The 24,528-nt window shown below is 68.6% G+C and carries 22 protein-coding genes; 2 read left to right on the forward strand and 20 right to left on the reverse strand.

Annotated features, from left to right (window positions below):
* Positions 1-76: 76 nt before the first annotated feature.
* From smc to G6N28_RS02035, 14 genes are all read right to left on the reverse strand, one after another.
* Positions 77-3,664 (reverse strand): chromosome segregation protein SMC, encoded by a 3,588-nt coding sequence (gene smc / locus G6N28_RS01970; RefSeq protein ID WP_163896793.1) that lies wholly within the window; start codon positions 3,662-3,664, stop codon positions 77-79.
* A 26-nt stretch (positions 3,665-3,690) separates the two neighbouring features.
* The gene (locus G6N28_RS01975) at positions 3,691-3,975 is read right to left on the reverse strand and encodes an acylphosphatase (protein ID WP_163896794.1); all 285 of its coding nucleotides are present in this window, start codon (positions 3,973-3,975) and stop codon (positions 3,691-3,693) included.
* Entirely contained in the window at positions 3,959-4,375 is a 417-nt protein-coding gene (locus G6N28_RS01980; protein WP_163896795.1) for an OsmC family protein, read from the reverse strand. Before G6N28_RS01980 ends, G6N28_RS01975 begins: the two co-directional genes overlap by 17 nt.
* An 82-nt stretch (positions 4,376-4,457) precedes the next feature.
* Positions 4,458-5,315 (reverse strand): DNA-formamidopyrimidine glycosylase, encoded by an 858-nt coding sequence (gene mutM / locus G6N28_RS01985; RefSeq protein ID WP_163896796.1) that lies wholly within the window; start codon positions 5,313-5,315, stop codon positions 4,458-4,460.
* Positions 5,308-6,012 (reverse strand): ribonuclease III, encoded by a 705-nt coding sequence (gene rnc / locus G6N28_RS01990; RefSeq protein WP_163896797.1) that lies wholly within the window; start codon positions 6,010-6,012, stop codon positions 5,308-5,310. Before rnc ends, mutM begins: the two co-directional genes overlap by 8 nt.
* Positions 6,005-6,592, reverse strand: a complete 588-nt coding sequence (locus G6N28_RS01995) for a YceD family protein (RefSeq protein WP_163896798.1) — start codon at positions 6,590-6,592, stop codon at positions 6,005-6,007. The genes rnc and G6N28_RS01995 overlap by 8 nt, the downstream gene beginning before the upstream one ends.
* Positions 6,593-6,623: 31 nt before the next feature.
* Positions 6,624-7,361, reverse strand: coding sequence for a cell division protein SepIVA (gene sepIVA / locus G6N28_RS02000; protein WP_163896799.1), 738 nt, complete (start codon positions 7,359-7,361; stop codon positions 6,624-6,626).
* A 279-nt stretch (positions 7,362-7,640) separates the two neighbouring features.
* Positions 7,641-8,207 carry a hemerythrin domain-containing protein gene (locus G6N28_RS02005; RefSeq protein WP_163896800.1) on the reverse strand — a complete coding sequence of 189 codons (567 nt, stop codon included), beginning with the start codon at positions 8,205-8,207 and terminating at the stop codon, positions 7,641-7,643.
* 81 nt (positions 8,208-8,288) lie between these two features.
* The gene (gene coaD, locus G6N28_RS02010; protein ID WP_163896801.1) at positions 8,289-8,765 is read right to left on the reverse strand and encodes a pantetheine-phosphate adenylyltransferase; all 477 of its coding nucleotides are present in this window, start codon (positions 8,763-8,765) and stop codon (positions 8,289-8,291) included.
* Positions 8,766-8,789: 24 nt separating this feature from the next.
* A complete protein-coding gene (rsmD, locus tag G6N28_RS02015) occupies positions 8,790-9,368 on the reverse strand; it encodes a 16S rRNA (guanine(966)-N(2))-methyltransferase RsmD (RefSeq protein WP_163905740.1) in 579 nt (192 codons plus the stop codon).
* Entirely contained in the window at positions 9,365-12,757 is a 3,393-nt protein-coding gene (locus G6N28_RS02020) for a pyruvate carboxylase (protein WP_163896802.1), read from the reverse strand. Before G6N28_RS02020 ends, rsmD begins: the two co-directional genes overlap by 4 nt.
* 34 nt (positions 12,758-12,791) lie before the next feature.
* Positions 12,792-13,424 (reverse strand): vitamin K epoxide reductase family protein, encoded by a 633-nt coding sequence (locus G6N28_RS02025; RefSeq protein ID WP_163896803.1) that lies wholly within the window; start codon positions 13,422-13,424, stop codon positions 12,792-12,794.
* Complete coding sequence (locus G6N28_RS02030) at positions 13,421-14,197, reverse strand: DsbA family protein (RefSeq protein WP_163896804.1); 777 nt, start codon at positions 14,195-14,197, stop codon at positions 13,421-13,423. The genes G6N28_RS02025 and G6N28_RS02030 overlap by 4 nt, the downstream gene beginning before the upstream one ends.
* 34 nt (positions 14,198-14,231) lie before the next feature.
* Positions 14,232-15,326, reverse strand: a complete 1,095-nt coding sequence (locus G6N28_RS02035; RefSeq protein ID WP_163896805.1) for an alpha/beta hydrolase — start codon at positions 15,324-15,326, stop codon at positions 14,232-14,234.
* Here G6N28_RS02035 and G6N28_RS02040 point away from each other — a divergent pair.
* Positions 15,325-16,155, forward strand: a complete 831-nt coding sequence (locus G6N28_RS02040; RefSeq protein WP_163896806.1) for an aldo/keto reductase — start codon at positions 15,325-15,327, stop codon at positions 16,153-16,155. The two genes, G6N28_RS02035 and G6N28_RS02040, sit on opposite strands and share 2 nt — an antisense overlap.
* A gap of 5 nt (positions 16,156-16,160) precedes the next feature.
* Positions 16,161-17,009 (forward strand): aldo/keto reductase, encoded by an 849-nt coding sequence (locus G6N28_RS02045; protein ID WP_163896807.1) that lies wholly within the window; start codon positions 16,161-16,163, stop codon positions 17,007-17,009.
* Positions 17,010-17,031: 22 nt separating this feature from the next.
* Here G6N28_RS02045 and G6N28_RS02050 read toward each other — a convergent pair whose 3' ends face one another.
* Genes G6N28_RS02050 through G6N28_RS02075 form a run of 6 tightly spaced genes read right to left on the reverse strand, consistent with a single transcriptional unit; the run spans position 17,032 to position 24,247 of the window.
* On the reverse strand, positions 17,032-17,655 hold the full coding sequence (locus G6N28_RS02050) for a TetR/AcrR family transcriptional regulator (protein WP_163896808.1): 624 nt from the start codon (positions 17,653-17,655) through the stop codon (positions 17,032-17,034).
* The gene (locus tag G6N28_RS02055; protein WP_163905742.1) at positions 17,649-18,725 is read right to left on the reverse strand and encodes an NAD(P)H-dependent amine dehydrogenase family protein; all 1,077 of its coding nucleotides are present in this window, start codon (positions 18,723-18,725) and stop codon (positions 17,649-17,651) included. The genes G6N28_RS02050 and G6N28_RS02055 overlap by 7 nt, the downstream gene beginning before the upstream one ends.
* A gap of 17 nt (positions 18,726-18,742) precedes the next feature.
* Entirely contained in the window at positions 18,743-19,606 is an 864-nt protein-coding gene (locus tag G6N28_RS02060; RefSeq protein WP_163896809.1) for an SDR family NAD(P)-dependent oxidoreductase, read from the reverse strand.
* 41 nt (positions 19,607-19,647) lie between these two features.
* A complete protein-coding gene (locus tag G6N28_RS02065) occupies positions 19,648-20,352 on the reverse strand; it encodes an HNH endonuclease family protein (protein WP_163896810.1) in 705 nt (234 codons plus the stop codon).
* Positions 20,349-22,604, reverse strand: coding sequence for an ATP-dependent DNA helicase RecG (gene recG, locus G6N28_RS02070; RefSeq protein ID WP_163896811.1), 2,256 nt, complete (start codon positions 22,602-22,604; stop codon positions 20,349-20,351). The genes G6N28_RS02065 and recG overlap by 4 nt, the downstream gene beginning before the upstream one ends.
* Before the next feature lie 2 nt (positions 22,605-22,606).
* A complete protein-coding gene (locus G6N28_RS02075) occupies positions 22,607-24,247 on the reverse strand; it encodes a fatty acid kinase ATP-binding subunit FakA (protein WP_163896812.1) in 1,641 nt (546 codons plus the stop codon).
* Positions 24,248-24,528: the final 281 nt, after the last annotated feature.

Here is a 24,528-nt window from a genome sequence, read left to right on the forward strand (position 1 = left end):
ACCATTGTCGCAGCATCAATTGTGGTGATTTCGGCGTGGTTGGTCACACTGAGCGTGACGAAGTACGCCCAAACCGCTAATTGGTGGCGGCGACCAACTCCTGTCCGCGCATCCGCTGGCTGATCACCTGGGTGATGCCGTCGTCGCGCATCGTGACGCCGTACAGCGCGTCGGCGACCTCCATCGTCGGCTTCTGGTGGGTGATGACGATGAGCTGCGACTGCGACCGCAACTGCTCGAACAGCCCGAGCAGCCGGCGCAGGTTCACGTCGTCGAGCGCGGCCTCGACCTCGTCCATCACATAGAACGGCGACGGCCGGGCCCGGAAAATCGCGACCAGCATCGCCACCGCGGTCAGCGACTTCTCACCGCCGGACAACAGCGACAGCCGTTTGATCTTCTTGCCCGGCGGGCGGGCCTCGACCTCGATGCCGGTGGTCAGCATGTCGTCGGGGTCGGTGAGCAGCAGCCTGCCCTCACCCCCGGGAAACAGCGTCGAAAACACCTGCTGGAACTCGCGTTCCACGTCGGTGTAGGCCTCGGTGAAGACCTGCAGGATGCGGTTGTCGACGTCGTCGATGACATCGAGCAGGTCCTTGCGCGCCGCCTTGACGTCCTCGAGTTGGGTGGACAGGAAGTTGTAGCGCTCCTCCAGCGCCGCGAACTCCTCCAGCGCCAACGGGTTCACCCGGCCCAACTCCTTGAGTTCGCGTTCGGCCTTCTTCGCCCGCCGCTCCTGGGTGGGCCGGTCGAACGGCATCGGCGCGGGCGCGACGACCTGCTCGCCCCGTTCGCGGGCCTGCTCGTACTCGGCCATCTCCAGCTCCGACGGCGGCAACGGGACGTCGGGCCCGTATTCGGCGATGAGGTCTGCGCTGGCCATGCCGAACTGTTCGAGGATCTGCTCTTCGAGCTGCTCGATGCGCAGTGCCGCTTGGGCTTTGGCGACCTCGTCGCGGTGCAGCGCGTCGGTCAGGGCGTTGATCTTCGCGGTGAGCTCGTTGACCTCGTCGCGGGTCTTGGCCAACGCGGCCGACCGGTGCTGGCGTTCCTCGGCGACCGCGTCGCGCGCCCGCGACGCCACCGCGACCACGGAGCTCAGCCGTTGTGCGACAAGTCGTGCCGACTCCGCGACCGCCGCCGCGACCTTGGCGGCATGTGCCCGCGCTTCCCGGGCCCGCTGCGCACGCACCCGCGCCTCGCGCTCCGCGGCGGCCGCTCGTCGCAGCGAATCGGCTTTGCCCCGAACGGCGTTGGCTCGCTCTTCGGCCGTGCGTACCGCCAACCGCGCCTCGACCTCGACGGCCCGCGCGGCTTCGGCGGCCGCCATCGTCTCCTGGCGGTTGACCGGCTCCGCCTCGAACGTCGGCTCCTGCCGTGCGTTGTGCAGCCGTTGCTCGAGCTCGGCGAGTTCCTCGACGGTGCGCGACCGGTTGGCCTCCAGCTCGTCGCGCTGCTTGATCAGCCGCTGCCACTCGTCGTCGGCCGTGCGGGCGTCCTGGCCCAGCCGGCCCAGCTGCTCGTAGATCGCCGAGATCGCGGCATCGGATTCGTTGAGCGCAGCCAACGCCTGCTCGGCGGCGTCGCGGCGGGCGGCCTGTTCGGCCAGCGCACCTGCGAGCGCCGCGGACAGCTCACCCGCCTGGTTCTCGGCCTCGGCCAGTTCGGCGCGGGCCTTGTCCACCTCCGAGGCGATCTCGAGCGTGCTGGGCTTGCGATCGGAGCCGCCGCTGACCCACCCGGCGCCGACGAGATCGCCGTCGGCGGTCACCGCACGCAGCTGCGGGCGGGAGCGGACCAGATTGAGCGCGGCGGTCAGATCGGGCACCACGGCGACATCGCCCAGCATCGCGGTGATCGCGCCCTGCAGCCGGGTCGGCACCTCGACAAGGTCGAGCGCCCACCGCGCGCCGGAGGGCAGCGGCCCGGTCTGCGGCGGGGCGTGTACGTGCCAGTCGCTGAGCACGATCGCCGCGCGGCCGGCGTCGGATTCCTTGAGGGCGGCGACGGCGGCGCGGGCGGCACCGACGTTTTCGGCGGCGACGGCGTCGGCTGCGGCCCCGAGCACCGCGGCCACCGCCGCCTCGTAGCCGTCACGCACCTTCAGCAGGTTGGCGACAGACCCGAAAAGACCTGCATCACTGCGGTTTTTCCACAGCCACGCCGCTCCGTCCTTGCGCTCCAATCCCACCGAGAGCGCTTCGATACGCGCCCGCAACGACGCCACCTGCCGCTCGGCGCCGCGTTCGGCGGCCTGCAGTTCGGTGACCCGTTCATCGGCCAGCCGCAGCGCGGTCACGGTGCGGTCGTGGTGTTCGTCCAGCCCCACCTCGCCGGCGTCGAGCTCGCCGACGCGGGCTTGCACTGTTTCGAACTCGGCCTGCGTCTGCTGGGCGCGTGCCGCGGCCTCCTCGATGCTGGCGGTGAGCCGCGCGACGGTCTCGTCGATCGACTCGACGCGGGTGCGCATGGTGTCGACCTGGCCGGCCAGCCGGGCCACGCCCTCGCGGCGGTCGGCCTCGGCGCGCGCGGCGGCCATGTGCGCCCGTTCGGCCTCGGCGGCGATCCGTTCACGCTCGGCGAGTTCGTTGCGGGCCGCCTCCAGCGTGGCCCGTGACTCCTCGAGTTCCTCGAGCAGCCGGCGTTCCTCCGCGGCGACCTGCTCGGCCTGCGCCTCCAGCTCATCGGGGTCGGGGCCGGTGGACGCTTCGGGCTCGATGTCGAGATGCTGCGCGCGCTCGCTTGCGATGCGCACCGTGGCGCTCACCCGTTCGGCCAGCGCCGACAACGAAAACCAGGTCTGCTGGGCGGCTTCGGCGCGCTCGGACAGGCTGTTGACCGCCGACTCGTGGGCGGCCAGCTCGACGCTCTTGGCCTCCGACAGCGCGGTCAGCTCGTCGTGCTCGCGGCGCAGCGTGGTCTCGGCCTCGCTGGTGTTCTCGAACTCGGCGCGGCGGGTGACCAGATCGTCGGCGGCCAGCCGCAGCCGGGCATCGCGCAGATCGGCCTGGATGGTCTGGGCGCGGCGGGCCATCTCGGCCTGCCTGCCCAGCGGTTTGAGTTGCCTGCGCAGTTCGGTGGTCAGGTCGGTCAGCCGGGCCAGGTTGGCCGACATCGCGTCGAGCTTGCGGACCGCCTTCTCCTTGCGCTTGCGGTGCTTGAGCACCCCGGCGGCCTCCTCGATGAAGGCGCGGCGGTCCTCCGGGCGCGATTCGAGGATCTCGGCGAGCTTGCCCTGCCCGACAATGACGTGCATCTCGCGGCCGATGCCCGAATCCGACAGCAGCTCCTGCACATCCATCAGGCGGCAGCTGCTGCCGTTGATCTCGTATTCACTTCCGCCGTCGCGGAACATCCGCCGGGTAATCGAGACCTCGGAGTACTCGATCGGCAGCGAGTTGTCGGAGTTGTCGATCGTCACGGTCACCTCGGCACGGCCCAGCGGTGGCCGCGAGGACGTGCCCGCGAAGATGACGTCCTCCATCTTTCCGCCACGCAGCGTCTTGGCGCCCTGTTCGCCCATCACCCAGGTGAGCGCGTCGACCACGTTGGACTTGCCGGACCCGTTCGGACCGACGACGCAGGTGATGCCCGGTTCGAATCGCAGAGTCGTGGGCGAAGCAAAGGACTTGAAGCCCTTGAGCGTCAGACTCTTGAGGTGCACGACGTGAAACCCTACCGCCGCCGGGGCTACCGCTCGGTGAAGCCTTCTAGCGAGTCGCGAACTTCTGACCAGTCGGCGACCACTTTGTCCACCCGACCGGGCGTCTTTCCGCTCTGCAGCAGCTCAAGAAGTTTTTCGCAGGCCTCCCGCGGGCCCTGGGCGACCACCTGGACGCGGCCGTCGGGCTTGTTGGCCGCGTAACCGGTCAGCCCGAGTTCTAGGGCGCGGGCCCGGGTCCACCAGCGGAACCCGACGCCCTGAACGTGCCCGTGCACCCAAGCCGTCAGGCGTGCCTCAGCTAACTCCTGCATCATGAACCTCAAACGTCACTTTGGTCCCGGATTTCAGCGTCCGACCGACCGTGCAGACCTGGTCGATGGCGCGCTCGACGACCGTGACCACCCGCGCCTTCTCGTCCTCTGAGAGCCCCGACAGGTCCAGCTCCATGCGTTCTTCGAGCAGCGGATAGCGCTCCTGGTCGCGGTCGGCCGGGCCCGACACCCGGATCGTCGTCTGATAGTCGTCGCCCAGGCGGCGGCGCAGCGGCGCGTCGCTGGCCATGCCGCTGCAGGCCGCCAGCGCGATCTTGAGCAGCTCGCCGGGGGTGAAGACGCCGTCGACGTCCTCGTTGCCGACGAGCACCTGGGCGCCGCGGGAGCTGCGGCCAACGTATCGGCGCACGCCGGTGCGCTCCACCCACAGTTCGGTCATGCCTGCCATCTTCGCCCAAAGGGACATTTGGGCGGAAAAGTGCGAGTGGAATCCACCATTTCGTCAATCTCGGCGCAGCGAGCTAGGCGCGTCGCACCCGCGGCCGCGGCTGGCATTTCGGACAGTAGAACGACGACCGGTTCATGAACTTCTCCCGCCGCATCACCGCGCCGCAGCGCCGGCACGGCTCCCCCGCGCGCCCGTAGGCGTCCAGCGAGCGGTCGAAGTAGCCGGACTCCCCGTTGACGTTGACATACAACGCATCAAACGACGTGCCGCCCTGATCCAGCGCTTCGGCCATCACCTCGGCGGCCGCGTCGAGCACCTCGCCGAGCTGACGGCGGGTCAACGCTGACGCCAAACGTGCGCCGTGCACACGCGCCCGCCACAACGCCTCGTCGGCGTAGATGTTGCCGATGCCCGACACCACCGTCTGATCCAGAAGCTGACGCTTGATCTCGGAATGCTTGCGCCGCAACACCGTAACGACAGCATCGCGGTCGAACATCGGGTCCAGCGGGTCACGGGCCAGATGCGCGACGGGAAGCGGAACGTCGCTGCCGTCGACGGTGACCATCTCGGTGAGCAACCACCCGCCGAACGTGCGCTGGTCGACGAAGCTCAGCGCCGTGCCGTCGTCGAGGAGCGCCGCGATGCGCAGGTGCCGTTCGTTGGGCACCGCCCCCAGCAGCATCTGCCCGCTCATGCCCAGATGCACCACCAGGGCCGACCCGTCGTCCAGTGTCAGCCACATGTACTTGCCGCGACGGCCGGTGCCGACGACGCGCGAGCCGAGTAGCCGCGCCGTGAGGTCGGTCGGGCCTGCCTCGTGCCGACGCACCGCGCGGGGGTGATGGACACGCACCGCGGTGACGGTCTTGTCGACGACGTGCGCTGCCAGTCCGCGCCGGACAACCTCGACCTCGGGAAGCTCAGGCATCTACATCGGATGCGGCGGTCAACGCATTCCACGCCGCCGCAGCCGCTTTGAGTTCGGCCTCCTTTTTCGTGCGGCCGACGCCCTTTCCGTACTCGGTCTCGGCGACGATCACCGTTGCGGTGAATTCCTTGTCGTGGTCGGGGCCCGTCGACGTCACCGCATACGCCGGCGCCCCCATACCCCGCTCCGCGGTCAGCTCCTGCAGGCTGCTCTTCCAGTCCAGGCCGGCGCCCAAAGTCGGGGCGGTGTCGAGCAATTCGCCGAACAACCGCAGGATGACCTCGCGCGCGGTCTCGATGCCGTGCTCGACATAGATTGCGCCGAGCAGGGATTCGACGCCGTCGGCCAGAATACTGGCCTTGTTCGCGCCCCCGGAGTTCTCCTCGCCCTTACCCAGCAGCAGGTAGCTGCCCAACCCGCGGTCGGAGAGCTTGCGGCCGACGTCGGCCAGCGCCTGGGTGTTGACGATGCTGGCGCGCAGCTTGGCCAGATCGCCCTCGGAGCGGTCGGGGTGTCGGTGGTAGAGCTCTTCGGTGATGGTCAGCCCGAGCACGGCGTCGCCGAGAAACTCCAGCCGTTCGTTGGTGGGCAGCCCGCCGTGTTCGTATGAGTAACTGCGGTGCGTCAACGCCATCGTGAGCAGGTCGTCGGGCAGCTTCACGCCCAGCGCCTCCAGCAGCTGCTCCCGGTCAGTCACGGGCTTCCTCGTCGAAGAGCCCGGCCAGCTTGGCCCACCGCGGGTCGATCTCCTCGTGGTGATGCCCCGGTTCGGCGGACGCCAACGCCACCCCGCACCGCGGGCACAGACCCTGGCACTCGGGGCCGCACAGCGGCGCGAACGGCAGCGCCAACCCGACCGCGTCGATGATCGGCTGCTCCAGGTCGATGGTGTCGGCGCCGCCGGCAACGCCCACCCGCGCGACCTCGTCGGCTTCGGTGGTCTCGTCGGTGGCGCTGTCCGGGTAGGCGAACAGCTCGGTCAGTTCGATCTCCACGCTGCCGGTGATGGCGGTCAGACAGCGCGCGCATTCCCCCGAGGTCGGGGCCGACACCCTGCCGGTGACCAGCACCCCCTCGGAGACGGATTCGATCCGAAGGTCCAGTTCCAGCGGTGCACCTTCGTCGATCGCGACCAGTTCGAGCCCGATGCGGGTGGGCCCGACCACGGTCTCGCACAGCGTCAGCATGGAGCCGGGCCGCCGGCCGAGTCGGGAGATGTCGATGACAAGCGGGGTTCGCGACTGTGGGTGCGCCGCCGCATTCGCATGCGTCGCCATAGTTCAATCCTACGGCGACGCCTACCGGCCGCTATCGCGCTGCGTAGTCGTGGGTGCCTGCAGCGGTGCGCAGCTGGTGGCGCCCTCGGCCCACCGAGCGCAGGGTGCCGTTGAGGAAGTCCTCGAACTCGGCGAGCTTGCTGTCGACGTAGATGTCGCACTCGCCACGCAGCCGGTCGGCCTCGGCGTGCGCCGAGTCGATGAGGCGGGTGGCCTCGGCCGTGGCGGTCTGCACGATCTCGGTCTGCGACACCAGCCGCTGCTGCTCCTTGATGCCTTCCTGCACGGCCTTCTCGTAGGCGAGGTTGCCGTTCTCGATCAGGCGGTCGGCCTCGGTCTTGGCGCGGCCGGTGCTGGCCTCGTACTCGCGCTTGGCGGTGGCCGTGATGCGGTTGGCCTCTTCGCGGGCCTCGGTGACCATGCGCTCGCTGTGCTGACGAGCCTCGGCGACCATCCGGTCGGCCTGGGCCTTGGCATCGGCGAGCAGCCGGTCGGCCTCCGCGCGGGAGTGGTTGATCATGGAGTCGGCCTCGGCGGAGGCCGTGGCAACCATCGAGTCGGACTGCTCCTTGGCCTCGCGCAGCAACCCGTCACGCGCGTCCAGGACATCCTGGGCGTCGTCGAGTTCGCCGGGGATCGCGTCCTTGATGTCGTCGAGCAACTCGAGGACATCGCCGCGGGGAACCACGCATCCGGCCGTCATCGGCACACCGCGGGCTTCTTCGACAATCGCGCTCAGCTCGTCGAGCGCTTCAAAAACTCGGTACACGGCAACACCCTCCAGGCGTAGTTGTCAGTTACTAGTGTGCCTGGTGTTACGCCTGTGACTCAGCTACCGACGCCGGTGTGTCGCGTTCGGGCGTCTTGCTGTGCCGCCGCTTCCCCAGGCTGCAACTCCGGTCTGAATTGCCAGTTCCGACATTATGTCAACAACAGCCGGCGTCAGCGACCCGCAGAGCGCCTCCTCGTCAGGGACGCGCCGAATGTCGGGTTGATGCACGCTCACCTCGATAAAGCGTCGAACAACCCCACACTCGACGGCTGACGGCTACCGGAGCACGGCGGAGATGACGTCGCGCGCCCGGTCGAGCATCGAGGCGAACGGGCCGACGGCGAAGTTGGCGGTGGCCGACTCCACCCCAGCGTGCGGCCGGGTGGGCGCGATGCTCTGGGCGGCCTGCACGGCCTTGACCATCCGCTCCTTGGCCTCGGCGTCGAGCTCGCGCGCCAGTTTGTTGAACTCCTGCTGCTCTTCCTGCTCGGCGTGGTGCAGGACATCGTCGCGGAACCGCGTCAGCGCGTCGAGGAACTCCTTGCCGCCGATGTCCATCTTCTCCAGCGCCGACAGCTGTTCTTTGGCCTCGTGCTCCTCTTGCAGGCGGGCGTCGACGATCGCGTCGCCGTCGGCGATTTCGTGGCGGGCCCGCGGGTGCACCACCATCTCCTCGGCGGTCTCGTGCACCGCGAGCAGTTGGCGCAGTTCGACGAACGCGTTCTCGCGGGCTTTGTCATCAGATGCGCTGAGCACCTCTTCGAACAGGTCTTTGATCAGGTTGTGCTGATCGGTTAGGAACTTCACGACATCGTCGGTCGACTGGACAAACGTCTGCACCATGGCAATAACTCCGTACTCAATGAATTGATGGGGCGCGAAGGGGCTGTGCGCCACCTTGCGGTTACCCCACGGGCGCGGAGATCAACCCTTGAGCTTTGCCTGCAGCCGCCGGTTGACCGGCTCGGGCAGCAGTTCGCTGACGTCGCCGCCCAGCGACGCCACCTCCTTGGCCAGCGACGACGACACGAACGAATACCGCGGTGCGGTGGCCACGAAGAACGTGTCCACCCCGGCGATGTGTTTGTTCATCTGCGCCATCTGCAGCTCGTATTCGAAGTCGGTGCCGGTGCGCAGACCCTTGACGATCGCGGTGTACCCGTGCTTTCTGACGAAGTCGACCACCAGGCCCTCCCCCGCCTCGGCGCGCACGTTGGGCAGGTGTGCGGTCGACTCCTCGAGCATCGCGATCCGCTCGTCGAGGTCGAACATGCCCTTCTTGTTCGGGTTCACCAGCACCGCGATGATGACCTCGTCGAACTGGGCGGCCGCACGTTCGAAGACGTCGACATGGCCGAGGGTCACCGGGTCGAAGGAGCCCGGGCATACCACGCCGCTCATGGGTGATGACGCTAGCAGGGCTGTTCAGGCGGGTTCCGGAGCCGCACCCGCGGTGACTTCGGCCAGTTCGATACGGGTGTCGCCGTAGCGCCGCGGTTCCCACGGCCTCCAGCCGTCGGGCCAGGTCAGCTCGGGCCCGGACGCGCCGCGTTCGACGGCGACGACGGTGCCCGGTGCGGTCCACCCGTGCCGGCTCAACGCGCGCAGCACGCGGTGCATTTCGGCGGCGTCGACGTCGTAGGGCGGGTCGGCCAGCACCAGGTCCACCGGGTGCTGCGGGCCCGACGCCAGCACCGCGGCCACCGGGCCGCGCCGCACCGTCGCCCCCGTCACGCCGAGGGTGGCGATGTTCTCGGCGATGACGGCGACCGAGCGGGCATCGGACTCCACGAACAACACCGTCGCCGCGCCGCGCGACAGCGCCTCGAGCCCCAGTGCGCCCGAGCCGGCGTAGAGATCGAGCACCGATGCGCCGGCGAGGTCGACCCGCGCGGTCAGCACGTTGAACAGCGCCTCGCGCACCCGGTCGGTGGTCGGTCGAGTTCCGGTGCGCGGCACCGTGATTCGGCGTCCACCCAGCGTGCCGGCGATGATGCGGGTCAGCTGACCACCACCAGCAGGTCACCGCCCTCGACCTGGGCGGTCGCCGACACCGCGACCCTGCTGACCTTGCCGGTTTTGGGCGCGGTGATCGCGGCTTCCATCTTCATCGCTTCTATCGTGGCGATGGTCTGGCCTGCTTTCACCTGGTCGTCGGCGGCGACGTTGACGGTGACCACCCCGGCGAACGGCGCCGCGACGTGATCGGGGTTGTCGCGGTCGGCTTTCTCGGCGGCCGGGACGTCGCTGGCGATGCTGCGGTCGCGCACCACGACCGGGCGTAGCTGGCCGTTGATGATGCACATCACCGTGCGCATGCCGCGTTCGTCGGGGTCGGAGACGGCCTCGAGCCCGATCAGCAGTTCCACGCCACGCTCGAGCTTGACGCGGTGCTCCTCGCCGGAGCGCAGCCCGTAGAAGAACTGGTTGGCCGACAGGCTGGAGGTGTCCCCGTAGAGTTCGCGGTGCGCCTCGAATTCCTCTGTCGGACCGGGGAAAAGCAACCGGTTCAGGGTCGCTTGCCTGCGCGGGCCGGATTGGGTCAGCGCCGCCTCGTCCTCGGCGCTGAGCTGCTGCGCAGGCTTGGCCGACGGCCGGTCCGCGAGCACCTTGCTGCGCAGCGGCTCGGGCCACCCGCCCGGCGGATCGCCGAGTTCGCCACGGAAGAAACCGATCACCGAATCGGGGATGTCCAACCGGGACGGGTCCGAGGCGAACTCCTCGGCGCTGATGCCCGCGCCCAGCAGCGCGAGCGCGAGGTCACCGACCACCTTCGACGACGGGGTCACTTTCACCAGCCGGCCCAGAATCCGGTCGGCCGCAGCGTAATTGGCCTCGATCTGTTCGAACCGGTCACCGAAACCCAGCGCGATCGCCTGCTGACGCAGGTTGGACAGCTGACCGCCCGGGATCTCGTGGCGATACACCCGGCCGGTCGGGGAAGGCGGACCAGACGCCGCAACATCGAATGGCGCGTAGACCTTTCGCAGCGCCTCCCAGTACGGTTCCAGGTCGCACACCGCCGACAGCGACAAGCCGGTGTCGTGTGCGGTGTGCGCGGTCGCCGCGACGATCGAGCTCAGCGCCGGCTGGCTGGTGGTGCCCGCCAGCGGGGCCGCCGCGCCGTCGACCGCGTTGGCGCCGGCCTGCCAGGCGGCCAGATACGTCGCCAGCTGCCCGCCGGGCGTGTCGTGGGTGTGCACGTGCACGGGCAGGTCGAATCGGCTGCGCAGCGCGGTGATCAGGGTGTGCGCGGCGTGCGGGCGCAGCAGCCCGGCCATGTCCTTGATCGCCAGGACGTGCGCGCCGGCCTCCACGATCTGCTCGGCCAGCTTGAGGTAGTAGTCCAGGGTGTAGAGGTTTTCGCCGGGGTCGGCCAGATCCCCGGTGTAGCTCATCGCGACCTCGGCGACCGCCGTGCCGGTCTCACGGACCGCGTCGATGGCCGGGCGCATCGACTCGACGTTGTTGAGAGCATCGAAGATGCGGTAGATGTCGATGCCGGTGGCGGTCGCCTCGGCCACGAACGCGTAGGTGACCGACTCCGGATACGGCGTGTAGCCGACGGTGTTGCGGCCCCGCAGCAGCATCTGCAGGCAGATGTTGGGGATCGCCTCACGCAATGCCGCCAGCCGCTCCCACGGGTCTTCTTTCAAGAACCGAAGCGCCACATCGTAAGTCGCGCCGCCCCAGCATTCCACCGACAACAGCTGCGGGCACATCCGCGCGACATAGGGCGCCACCTCCAACAGTCCGGTGCTGCGCACCCGCGTCGCCAGCAGGGACTGGTGCGCGTCGCGGAACGTGGTGTCGGTGACGCGCAGCGGCTTCGAGTCGCGCAGCCACCACGCAAAGCCTTGCGGGCCCAGCTCGTTCAGCAGCTGCTTGGACCCGTTCGGCGGCTGCTCGCTCAGATCGATCTGGGGCAGCTTGTCCCGCGGATAGACCGACGCGCTGCGCGCGCCGTGCGGTTGGTTGACCGTGACGTCGGCCAGGTAGTTGAGGATCTTGGTGCCGCGGTCGGCCGGGGTCTGCGCGGTCAGCAGATACGGGCGTTCGTCGATGAACGACGTGTTGACGCGCCCGGCGCGGAAGTCGGGGTCGTTGACCACCGCCATCAGGAACGGGATGTTCGTCGATACCCCGCGAATCCGGAACTCCGCCAACGCCCGTCGCGCCCTGGCGACGGCGGCGGGCAGGTCCCGGCCCCGGCAGGTCAACTTCACCAGCATCGAATCGAAATGGGCGCTGATCTCCGCGCCCAGGTGCGATCCGCCGTCCAGCCGGATGCCCGCCCCGCCGGGCGAGCGGTACGCGGTGATGCGCCCGGTGTCGGGGCGGAAGCCGTTGGCGGGATCCTCGGTGGTGATCCGGCATTGCATCGCCGCGCCCCGCACTCGCAGCGTGTCCTGGTTCAGGCCAAGGGATTCCAGCGTCTGGCCGTCGGCGATGCGCAGTTGGGAGCCCACCAGGTCGACGTCGGTGATCTCCTCGGTCACGGTGTGCTCGACCTGGATGCGCGGGTTGCATTCGATGAACACGTAGTGGCCGCGTTCGTCGAGCAGGAACTCGACGGTACCGGCGTAGCTGTAGTCGATGTGGCGGGCGAAGGCGACCGCGTCGGCACACATGCGGGCGCGCAGATCCTCCGACAGGTTGGGCGCCGGGGCCAGCTCGATGACTTTCTGGTGGCGCCGCTGCACGCTGCAGTCGCGCTCGAACAGGTGCATGACGTTGCCGTGGGTGTCGGCCAGGATCTGCACCTCGATGTGGCGCGGGTTCACCACGGCCTGTTCCAGATACAGCGTCGGATCGCCGAACGCCGACTCGGCCTCGCGGGAGGCCGCCTCGATCGCCTCGGCCAGCGCGTCGGCATCGGCGACGTAGCGCATGCCCCGTCCCCCGCCGCCCGACACCGCCTTGACGAACAGCGGGAACTGCATCGTCTCCGCCGCGGCGATCAGCTCCTGCGCCGAGGCCGACGGCGCCGAGGAGTCCAGCACCGGCAGCCCCGCGTCCCGGGCCGCCGCGATCGCACGCGATTTGTTGCCGGTCAGCTCCAGCACCTCGGCGCTCGGACCGATGAACGTGATACCCGCCGCCGCGCACGCCGCGGCCAGCTCCGGGTTCTCCGACAAGAACCCGTACCCCGGATAGACCGCGTCGGCGCCGGCACCCCGTGCGACACGGACGATTTCGTCGACCGACAGGTAGGCCCGCACCGGATGCCCGGTCTCACCGATCTGATACGACTCGTCGGCCTTGAGCCGATGCAGCGAGTTGCGGTCCTCGTACGGATACACCGCGACAGTGGCGATCCCCAGCTCGTAGGCGGCCCGGAACGCCCGGATCGCGATCTCGCCGCGATTGGCCACAAGAACTTTAGAGATCACGCGCCACCCTAACCCGGTCCGAAAACAGTGGGATCTAAACGAGCGTGGACCAATAGCTCCAGAACCGCACGAGGATCAGAAGGATCAGCGCGGTGAACCACAACGCCACCAGCGACCAACGCCAGGTGTACAGGCCGCGCGCGACGGCGCCGCCGCGTTGAGGTTGCACGGCGATGGCAGCGGCCACGACCAGCAGTGGGATGGTCACGGCCCACACCACCATGCAGTACGGGCACAACGCCCCGATGCGGTACAGGCTCTGGAAGATCAGCCAGTGCACGAACCCCGCGCCCAGCAGCGTTCCGATCGCCAGACCGGCCCAGTACCAGCGGGGCAGCTCGACACGGGCGAGCGCGATGACACCGGTCACCACGACGACGGTGAACGCGACGACACCGACCAGCGGGTTGGGGAAACCGAACAGCGACGCCTGCGGGGTGATCATCACCGAACCGCACGACAGCACCGGGTTGATGCTGCAGGTCGGCACGTAGTCGGGGTTGATCAGCGTTTGAATCTTCTCGACGGTCAACGTGAACGACGCCGCCAGACCCGCGAGCCCGCCGATCAGCAGCCAGATCGCGCTCGCCCGCCGCACCGGCACCCCCGTCGGCGCGTCGGCCGCGGGTTCGCTCGGGGCGTCGGTGCCGGGCGCGGTGACGGTCACGGCGCCGGGACCACCGGGGTCGGATCGGGCGCGGGCGGCGGCGCACCGGCGTCCAGCGCGGGCACGTTGCCGACGATCTCCTCGATCTTGGCGATCAGCGCATCGGGCGTGCTGGGGTTGTAATCCTCGCCGTTGATGCGGATCGTCGGCGTGGCCTTCACGCCGCTGGCGGCGGCCATGCCCTTCACCATGTCGTTGTAGCGGCCCTTGTTGATGCATTCGGGGACCCCGCCGGCCGCGCCGGCCTGCCGGGCCACCTCGATGAGCCGGGCGTTGTCGGGGAACGGGCCGACGCCCTCGGGTGGCTGCTGGGCGAACAGCGCGGAGTGGAACCGCCGGAACGCATCGATGGACTCGTCGGCCACGCAGTAGGCCGCGTTGGCCGCGCGGGTCGAGTACCCGTCGCCCTGGCGGTCCAGGATGGAGATCATGTGGAAGTCGGCGGCGATGGCACCGCTGTCGATCAGCTTGCTCAGGGTGGGGCCGAACAGCTTCTCGAAATTGCCGCACGCCGGGCACAAGAAGTCCTCGAACAGCGACACCACGGCCTTGGGCTCCGACGAGCCTTCCTGGGTGATCAGGTCACTGGACGTCACCCGGACCGCCTGGACCTCGCCGTCGCCGGGTTTGTCCTCGGCCGACATGACGATGTAGAGCACCAACGCCACGGCGAAGATCACGACGACCGAGGTCAACCCGATCTGAATCGCCAGGTTGCGCTTGCGGTCCGCCGCCTTGAGGTCGTAGCGAGGGTTCTTCTTGGGTTTGGCCACGGGGTAAGCGTACCGGCGGGCCTGCGGCTGGTGCTCAGACGCGGGCCAGGTGTGCGCGCATCGCCGAGACGCTCTCGGCCATCGCGGTGGCGCTGTCCCCGCCGAGCGGAAAGAAGTTCGCGAACGCGTGCACCAGCGACCCGAACTCGCGGTAGTCGACCGCGACGCCGGCGGCCCGCATAGCCTCGGCATACTGTCTGCCCTCGTCGCGCAGCGGATCGAACCCGGCCGTCAGCACCAGCGCGGGCGGCAGGCCCGACAGGTCGTCGGCGTGCAGCGGCGAGACCCGCGGATCCGACGGCTCCACCGCCGCGCCGTCCAGGTAGTGCGCGTGGAACCAGTCCAGATCCTGCTTGGTCAGGAAGAACCCCTCGGCGAACAGGGTTTTGGATCGGGTTTCGCTGCTGTAGTCGGTGACCGGATAGAACAGCAGCTGCAGCGCGGGCAACCGCGTTCCCTCGGTTCGCGCGCGCAGGGCGACCAGCGCGGCCTGGTTACCGCCCGCGCTGTCGCCGCCGACCGCGACCCGTTGCGGATCCGCGCCGAGCTCGGCGGCGTTCTCGAGCGCCCAGGTGAAGGCGGCATACGCATCGTCGGTGCCCGCGGGCGCCTTGTGCTCGGGCGCCAACCGGTAGTCCACGGACAGCACGTGCACGTCGCCGGCGCGGCAGAGCTGGCGACACAGGTCGTCGTGGGTGTCGATGCTGCCGATCACCTGGCCGCCGCCGTGGTAGTAGACCAGCAGCGGCGCGGCCTCGGCGGCAGGCCGGTAGTGCCGCGCGGCGATGTCGCCGGCCGGGCCGGGGATCGAGAGATCGCTCACCCCGGCCACCGGGATGATCTGCCGGAAGCTCGCGGACAACATCTCCAGCTGCTGGCGCGCGACGTTGACGTCGTCGCTGGACACCAGCCCGTCGATGCCTGCGGCCTTCTGCCCGGCGAGCATCAACTGCAGCGTCGTGTCCAGCGTGTTGCCGTCGATGGTGATCGAACGTCCGCCGAGCAGCGCGCGCTTGACCGGGTCGGGGATTCGGGGAAGCGCGCGCAGGGTGAGGCCGGCAACGGCGTTGACGATGGTGTCCTTGCGGCTCGGGCTCCACGAAACCGCGCCTGGCAGACTTTGAACCATGGCATCTCCTTCGATCACGCTGAACGACGGTAATTCGATCCCTCAGGTCGGGCTCGGCGTGTGGCAGACCCCACCCGAGGACACCGAGCGTGCGGCGGCGACGGCGTTGGATGCCGGGTACCGACACATCGACACGGCCGCAGCGTATGGCAACGAGCGGGAGGTCGGCCAGGCGGTCGCCAAATCGGGGCTGGCCCGCGAGGACGTCTTCGTCACCACCAAGTTGTGGAACTCCGAACACGGCTACGACAGCACGCTGAAGGCGTTTGACGCCAGCATGGACCGGCTGGCGATGGACTACCTCGACCTCTACCTGATCCACTGGCCCGTGCCCGCCAAGAGCGCCTACATCGACACCTTCAAGGCGTTCGCCCACCTACGGGACCAGGGCCGCGTCCGGTCGATCGGGGTCAGCAACTTCGAACCCGAGCATCTGCGCACCCTGGTCGACGCCACCGGGGTCGTGCCCGCCGTCAACCAGATCGAACTGCACCCGCGGCTGCAACAGCACGAACTGCGCGAACTGCATGCTCAGCTGGGCATTGCCACCGAGGCGTGGAGCCCGCTGGGCCAGGGTTCACTGCTGTCGGACCCGACCGTGACGGCCGTCGCCGAGGCGCACGGGAAAACGCCCGCGCAGGCACTGATTAGGTGGCATATCCAACTCGGCAATATAGTCATCCCGAAATCGGTGACCCCAGCAAGAATTGTGAGCAACTTCGACGTGTTCGATTTTGAACTGAGCGAGCAGGACGTGGAGTCCATCTCTGCGCTTGGTGACGGCACGCGGCTGGGCCCCGACCCCCGCACGTTCAACTTCACAGGATAGGTGACATGACCCCATCGGACGGGGCGGCGGCGATTCCGGCCGTCACTCTCAACGACGACAACACGATTCCGGTGATCGGCCTCGGTGTCGGGGAACTGTCGGACGCCGACGCGGAGCGAACGGTGCTGGCGGCGTTGGAGGCCGGATACCGGTTGATCGACACGGCCGCCTCCTACGGCAACGAGGAGGCGGTGGGCCGCGCGGTGCGGGCGTCGGGAGTGCCCCGCGAAGAGATCTTCATCACCACCAAGCTGGCCACCTCCGACCTCGGCTTCCAGTCGTCACAGGATGCGCTCAAAGCCAGCCTGCAGCGGCTCGGCATGGACTACGTCGACCTGTACCTCATTCACTGGCCGGCCGGCGAGCACGGGAAGTACGTCGACAGCTGGGGCGGGCTGATGAAGCGCAAGGAGGTCGGCGAAACCAAGTCGATCGGCGTGAGTAACTTTCACGCCGAACACCTTTCCGACGTCATCGACCTGTCCTTCTTCACCCCGGCGGTCAACCAGATCGAGCTGCACCCGCTGCTGAACCAGGCCGAGCTGCGCGCGGTCAACGCCGGCTACGGCATCCTCACCCAGGCCTACAGCCCGCTGGGCGTCGGCCGGCTGCTGGAGCATGAGGCGGTCACCTCGGTGGCGCAGGCGCAGGGCAAGACGCCGGCGCAGGTGTTGCTGCGGTGGAACCTGCAACTGGGCAACGCCGTGGTCGTGCGGTCGACGTCGCCGGAGCGGATGAAGTCGAACCTCGCGGTGTTCGACTTCGAGCTCACCGACGACCAGATGGCCTCGCTCAACGCGCTTGACGACGGCACCCGGTTCCGCCCGGACCCCGAGACCTACCAGGGCGAGTAGCTCTTCCGGACGCGCCGAGGGCCTAGCGCCGCCCGGCCAGAAACGCCGAGACCACGTCGACGAGCGTCTGACGGTCCCTGCCGCTGTCGAACGGCTCCGGCCACAGCAACTGCACCGTCACCATTCCGCGGACTGCTGTCCACACCAGGCTGCCAAGACGCCTTGCGAGCGCGGGATCGATGTCAGGGCTGAGGTGTTGACCGATCTGGGTGATGCGCTCGGCCATGTCGGCGAGGTGGGCATTGGCGGCCGCGGTGCGATCACCACGGGTGGCGATCAGGATCTGCATCGCCGCCATCGACGACGGTCGCGAAAACGCCTGCCACACCGCATCGACGACGTATGCGGGCCGCTCTTCGTCGCTGATGACGGGGGCCTGCGCGGCCACTGTGCCCAGCATGTCGAGCACCTCCGCGAATCCCGTGTCCACCACGGCCATCAGGATCCCGTCGAGGTCTCCGAAATGGTATTGGACCGTGCCCCAAGTCAATCCCGCACGTTCGGTGATGCGCCGGATGCTGGGCGGCTGAAAGCCCTCCTCGAGGATGTAGCGCACCGTCTCCTCGATGACGATCCGGCGACTGCGCTCAGCGCGCGCCTGGCTGCCCGACGACGGCCGGCGCGGAGTTGTGCTGCGCCCTACCACATCACGCCACGCAGGTGCTCGCTGGGACGTAGGTCGCGTGCGGCCAGGATGCCGCTGGGTGCGCGGCACACGGCCTCGATCATGTTGACCGCGCGAGCGGCGGTGGCGATGACGCCACCCTGGTTGTGGTCGATACCCGAAGTCCCGACGTGAGCGTTGATGACGATGCCGGGATCGCCCTCGACAACGACCCGGTGCACACCCGCACGTCCCTCGGGTGGGTACGGCCAGTCCGGTGCGGCGGCGTCGGTCAGGCGGTTGACGTGCTCCATGGTGATGACCGGTCGGCCGTCTCGCAGGCCCTCCGCGGCGAACCGCACCGCGGCGACCTGTCCCGGTTCGACGCGCATCATCGTGCAGTCGATCGGCGTCGGAGTGGCCCACTTCTCATGCCGTTCGCGGACCTCGTCGAGTTCGATGCCGAGATCACTGGCCAGGCTGCGCACCTGTGCGCCCCACATCGATGCCAGCACGCCGGGGCTGAACAGGATCGGGGTGTGCTCGGGCGGCATCCCGAATCCGAAACTGACCCCGGTGAATTCGGCGTCGTCGTAGCTGCCGTAGTCGCACACCTCCTGAACGGTGATCGACGTCGCCCGCCCGGCCAGGCTCAGCGCGGTGTAGACCAGGGTGTCGCCGGAGAACCCCGGGTCCACGCCGTTGATGTAGAGCGTCGCGTCGCCGTCGGCACCGGCCTGGCGCAGCGGTTCACGCAGCCAGCCGTCGGCCTGATCGGGTGCGACCAACCACACGAACGACGTGCCGACGACATTGATGCCTGCGCGCAGGAACCGGGTGATCTCGGCCAGTGCGTCGTGAGGACGGGTTTCGGCCTGCGACGTGTAGACGACGCAGTCGGCATCCAGTGACACGAGCGCGTCGATGTCGTCGGTGGCGATGACACCCGTCGGGCCCGGTAGGCCGGCCAAATCAGCGGCGTCGCGGCCCACCTTGGCCGGATTCGACGCGTGCAGACCGACCAGCTCGAAATCCGGGCGCTCGATGAGCATCCGCAGCGAGTGCACACCGACGTTGCCGGTGGAGAACTGGATGACTCGTCGCGGTGTCATGTGCGCCTTTCCCGTTGTCACAGGAGGTCCGTGATGGTTTTGAGCCCGGCATCGTAGAGCATCCCCGGCAGCATTCCGCCGTCCATCTCCACGGTGGTGCCGTTGACGAAATCGGCTGCACCCGCGCACAGGAACACCACCGTGCGGCCGACCTCTTCGGGTTCACCGCCCCGCTTCATGGGGACGGCCCGGAAGTACTCGGCGCCGGTCGGGTCGTCCTCGGGCAGCACGTACGAGCGGAAGTTCTCGGTGATGGTGGGGCCCAACGCCACACAGTTCACCCGTACCTTCGGGCCCCATTCCTGGGCGAGTGAGCGCGTCAGATGGTTGAGACCGGACTTGGCGGCGCCGTAGGACACCAGTGTCGGCGATCCCGCGGGATGGCCCGCCCCGCTGGAGATGTTGACGATCGAACCGGTGCCGTCCTGGGTCTGCATCTGCCAATAGACCCGGATCGCGAACCACATCGGGCTGATGAGGTTCATCTGGATGGCGAAGGCGTGAAACAGCGCCGTGCGCGCGAAGTCGTCTTCCCCGCGCGGGGCACCTTGAATCTTCTGAACCAGTTCGGGGACATCGTGCACGTGCGGGGTCGGCACGGTGCCGCCGGCGTTGTTGACCAGGATGTCGATCCGGCCGTACGTGTCGGCGACGCGTTGCACGAACGCATCGATCGCCTCGTAATCGCCCTGGTCGCACACCCATTGGGCGCTGCGGGCGGCCCAGTCCGGCTTGTCGGCCGTGCCGGGCATCGCGTCGAGCGCGGATCGTGAGCATCCGACGACGGTCGCGCCTTCCCGCAACAGTTCGTGCGCGATCCCGACGCCGACGCCTCGACTGGTGCCGGTGACGATGGCGACCTTGCCAGACAGAGAACCCATGGCCCGAGATAATTACAGTTGTAATGTTTTGAGGCAAGCCTTCAGCCCGTCGGGCAGGTGCCCGCGGCGTCGCGCAACACCGTCGCCGACGGCGCGTCGATCGGCAGCCGGTAACCGCGCAGCACCTCGATGAACTGCATCGCGTACTGGCAGTGAAACGCCCGGTTCGGCGGCATCCAGTCGGCGGGTTCCTGATCACCCTTGTCCTGGTTGGGCTTCCCGGCGACGGCGAGCAGGTTGGCCGGGTCGTTGGCGAAGCGCACCCGCATCTCCTCGGGCCAGTCGCGCGCACCGAGATCCCAGGCCAGCGCCAGCGGCACGATGTGGTCGATTTGGACCGACGCCCCGACACCGGCGCCGCGGGTGAACGCGACGACGGCGTTGGTGTACGGATCGTGCAGGGTGCCGGTGGCCACGGCGGTGGGGCACCGTTTGATCGACACGTACGTCTTGTCGGCGAGGTCGCGGTCGAGGACGTCGTTTCGGGTGTCGCAGCCGTTATGGCCGCCGGGAGCGGTGGTCTCGTCGGTCCAGCTGTCGCCGAACGCGGCGCGCCGGTAGTCGTGGCCGCGCACCCGCTGCGGCACCACCGGAATGCCGACCAGCACGTCGACACCCGGCGCCACGGTGGGCACCTCGGCCTCCACGACCGATACCTGCCGTCCGGTCGACGTCGTGGTCTGCACGGCGACGAGCACGGCCAGCGCGACGATCGCTGCCAGCCAAAGAATTCGCTTGCGGTTCATGCTTTGTCGAGGAACTCGACCCGATCGGTGTCGACGAACGGCGCCGCCAGCATGGCCAACCCGGAATCGTCGGGGTCCTGCGCATACATCGATTCACAGAACCCACGCGCGGCCAGAATGATCTCCAGGTGGTCGAGCAGCGACAAGAACCTCAGCGTGATCGCCCGGCCGGATTGCGTGTGCCCCAGCACATCTCCTTCTTGCCGCTCTTTGAGATCCAGGTCGGCGAGCTCGAATCCGTCCAGCGTGGAGGCGACGGCCTTCAGCCGCGCGCCGGCCTTGGAGTTCTCGGGGAGATTGGTGGCGAGCAGGCACAGGCTGGGATGCTCACCGCGGCCGATACGGCCGCGCAACTGGTGCAACTGGCTGATGCCGAACCTGTCCGCATCCATCACCAGCATCACCGTCGCGTTGGGCACGTCCACACCAACCTCGATGACCGTGGTGCACACCAACACATCGATCTCGCCCGCCCGGAACGCCTCCATCACCGCGTCCTTCTCATCAGCGGGCAGTCGGCCGTGCATCAGGCCCAGCCGAAGCCCGGCCAGCGGGCCTTGGCGCAGCCCCTCGAACAATTCGATGACGGTGACCGGTGGCGGGGCACTTTCCCGCTCGGGGTCCTGCGCGTCGTCGTTCTTGGGTTTGTCGTCGGCGTCGATGCGTGAGGCGACCACGTAGGCCTGCCGCCCCGCGTGGACCTCTTCGGTGATGCGTTGCCAGGCCCGGTCCAGCCAGGACCGGTGCTTGGTGATGAAGATGGTGTTGGTGGAGATCGGTTGTCGGCCCCGCGGCAGTTCGCGCAAGGTCGAGACCTCCAGGTCGCCGTAATGGGTGAGGGCGACGGTGCGTGGGATCGGGGTCGCCGTCATCACCAGCAGATGCGGTGTCACCCCTTCGGGGGCCTTGCTGCGCAAACGATCTCGTTGCTCAACCCCGAACCGGTGTTGTTCGTCGACCACGACCATGCCCAGCCGGTGGAATTCGACGGCGTCCTGCAGCAGCGCGTGCGTGCCGATGACGATGCCCGCCTCGCCGCTGGCGACCTCGTCACGCACCGCACGCTTCTGCGCGGCCGACATCGACCCGGTCAACAGCGCCACCCGGGTCGCGCCGTCCTCACCGCCGAGCTGACCCGCCATCGCAAGGGGGCCGAGAACATCACGCACCGAACGGTCATGTTGGGCGGCAAGAACTTCCGTCGGCGCCAGCAAGGCGCACTGATAACCGGCGTCGACCATCTGTAACATCGCCAGCACGCTGACGATCGTCTTGCCCGAACCCACCTCACCTTGCAGCATGCGGTTCATCGGCCGGCTCGAGGCCAGCTCGGCGGAGATCACATCGAGCACTTCGGTTTGACCGGCGGTCAATTCGAACGGCAGCCGGGCATGCAACGCGGCCACCAGGCCGTCGTCGCGGACGGGCGCCACCGGCCCGGACTCGCTCAGCTCGCTGTATCGCCGCTTCACCAACGCCCACTGCAGGCCGATGGCTTCGTCGTAGGTGAGCCGGCGTTGGGCCTGCTCGCGTTCGACCTTGTTCTCGGCGATGTGGATGGCGCGCAGCGCCTGATCCTCGGTGATCAGATCGTGTTGTCGCAGAAAGCTTTCCGGCAGCGGCTCCGCGATCGGGTCGAGCACGTCGAGCACCTGGCGCACGCAGGCGTAGATGTCCCAGCTCTGCAGCTTTCTGTTGGCGGGGTAGATCGGGAAGAACTCGCGCTCGAACGCCGACAACACGTCGTCGCCGACGGCGCCCGACGCCGAGGCGATGGTCTTCAGCGATTTGGTGCCGAACGTCTTGCCCTTGGATGATTCCAGCACCAAGAACGCCGGATGGGTCAGTTGCAGTGTGCGCCTGAAGTATTTGACTTCGCCCGACAGCATCAGCCGGGTGCCGACCACCAGGTCGTCGAGCATCCAGTCGGCGTTGAAGAACGTCGCGGTGACCGGCGAGCGCCGGTCTCCGAGGGTGACACGCAGCCACTTGCGCTTGCGCCTCTTCCCGGTCTTCTTGTCGAACTGCGGCTTCATGTCACCGACTTTCGTGCCGGTGATCGTGTCGACGAACGTGACGTGCTCGCCTTCTTTCAGCTCCTCGCCCTCGGCCAGGACCGTCATGCCGTCGCTGTACTTGCGCGGGTAGTGACGCAACAGGTCGTTGACGGTGCGGATGCCGAAGTGCTCCTCCAGCGGTCCGGCGGCCTTCTTGCCGACGATGTAGTCGAGCCGATCGCTCAGGGTGGCCACCGCTACTCCACCCCGATCAGCAGCGCATCGCCGCGGTGGTCGGTGTGATAGGTGACCAGCTCGATGCCCAGATGGTTGCGGTGCATGTGTTCCTGCAGTGCCGCGGCCACGCCGGCGTCGACGCCGGCGCCGGTGAGCACGGTGACCAGTTCACCGCCCGCGGCCAGCAGCAGGTCGATCAACCCGGCGCCCGCGGCGGTGATGGTGTCGCCGACGACCAGCACCTCGTCGCCCGAGATGCCCAACCCGTCTCCCGGTTTGCACATCCCCGCCCAGGTCAACGCCGCCTCGGTGGCCACGCGCACCGACCCGTGCCGGGCACCGGCCGCGGCGCGGGCCATCGTGTAGCCGTCGTCGACCGCTTGCCGCTCGACGTCGTGCACCGCCAGCGCGGCCAGCCCCTGCACCATCGACGCCGCGGGCACCGGCACCACGTCGATGCCCCAGCCGATCGCCGCCGTGCATCCCGCGACCAGTTCCTCCGCGGCGACGTACCCGTTCGGCAGCACCATGACCTGGGCCGCGCCCGCGTCGACCAGCGCGTGCAACAGCTGTTTGGCGCTGACCGGGGTGTCCGGCTGCACACGCAACACGTGTGAGCCTTCGCCGGCGAACAGCTCCTGCGCCCCGACCCCGTCGACGACCGAGAGCACCGCCCGCCCGCGGGCCCACCGGCCGGCCGGATGGGCGCCGCCGGTGCCGGTGAGCGAGGTGATCTGGATGCGGCTCGGTGCGCCGACGGCCAGGCCGGCCTCGACCGCGGCACCGGCGTCGTCGACGTGGGCGTGCACCGAGTACTGGCCACCGGCACCGGCCGCGGCGATGGCCACCGACTCGCCGAGCCCCTCCAGCTCGGCGCGCAGCTTCTCCACCCCGACAGCGTCACAGCCGGCGAGCAGGTACATCACCTCGAACTGCGGCGGTGCGGTGGCGCCGTCGGTGACCGCGGGGCCGTGGGTGTGCGGCGGCGTCGGCACGTATTCCTGCCTGCTCGGCGAGTGGCCGGTCACCGTCGCGCACATCGCGTCCAGGAGTACCAGCAGGCCCCGACCGCCGGCGTCCACCACGCCGGCCTCGGCCAACACGGCGAGCTGCCCCGGTGTCTTGTCCAGGGCGACGGCCGCGGCGTCGACCACGGCCACCAGGGCGTCGGCTAGCTCGGCGCCGCCGAAAACCGCCTGGTCGGCGGCGTTGGCCGCGTCTCGCAGCACGGTGAAAATGGTCCCGGGCACGGGTTGGCCGATCGAGGCGACGACCAGGCTGACCGCGCGGCGCAGCGCCGAGGCGAGCAGGGCGGCGTCGACGTCGACCAGCACCGCGCCACGCTCAGCGGCGGCCTCGTGGGTGACGTCGGCCAGCCCGCGCAGGATCTGCGACAGGATGACGCCGGAGTTTCCGCGCGCGCCGTGCAGCGCGCCGCGGGCCAGGGCGGCGGCCACCTGCGCAACGTCGTCGGTGTCGGGCAGGGCGTCGGCCTGGGCGCCCGCCGAACGCATGGTGAACAGCATGTTCGTGCCGGTGTCCGCGTCGGCGACGGGGAACACGTTGAGCCGGTTGATCTCGTCGGTGTGGCTGATGAGGTCGCCGACGGCGGCGTGCGCCCAGTCGCGCAGCACAGCGGCGTCAAGGCGTCGAGCCGACATGCTCACCTCCCGCCAGATGTGGCCCCGCACTCGGGGCGCCGCCGTGGGCGTCAGCCTAATCACTCCCGATGACAGCGCCGACCCAACGTTCGAGCCTGTGGAGCGCGGGCTTCGGCTGGGCCGAAACTGAGCTTGTCGACGAGTTTCGCGCGCGTGTTGTCCTGCACAAGCTCAGGTTCGAGGCCGTCGGCGCCTATTTTGGTGATCACTGCGGCTGCCGGTATCCTGATCAGGTTGTCGGGTCGGCCCGTCGCTGCGCGGCGGAAGAGGTCGCGACCCCC

This window comes from Mycolicibacterium pulveris (assembly GCF_010725725.1).
Classification (GTDB): Bacteria; Actinomycetota; Actinomycetes; order Mycobacteriales; family Mycobacteriaceae; genus Mycobacterium; species Mycobacterium pulveris.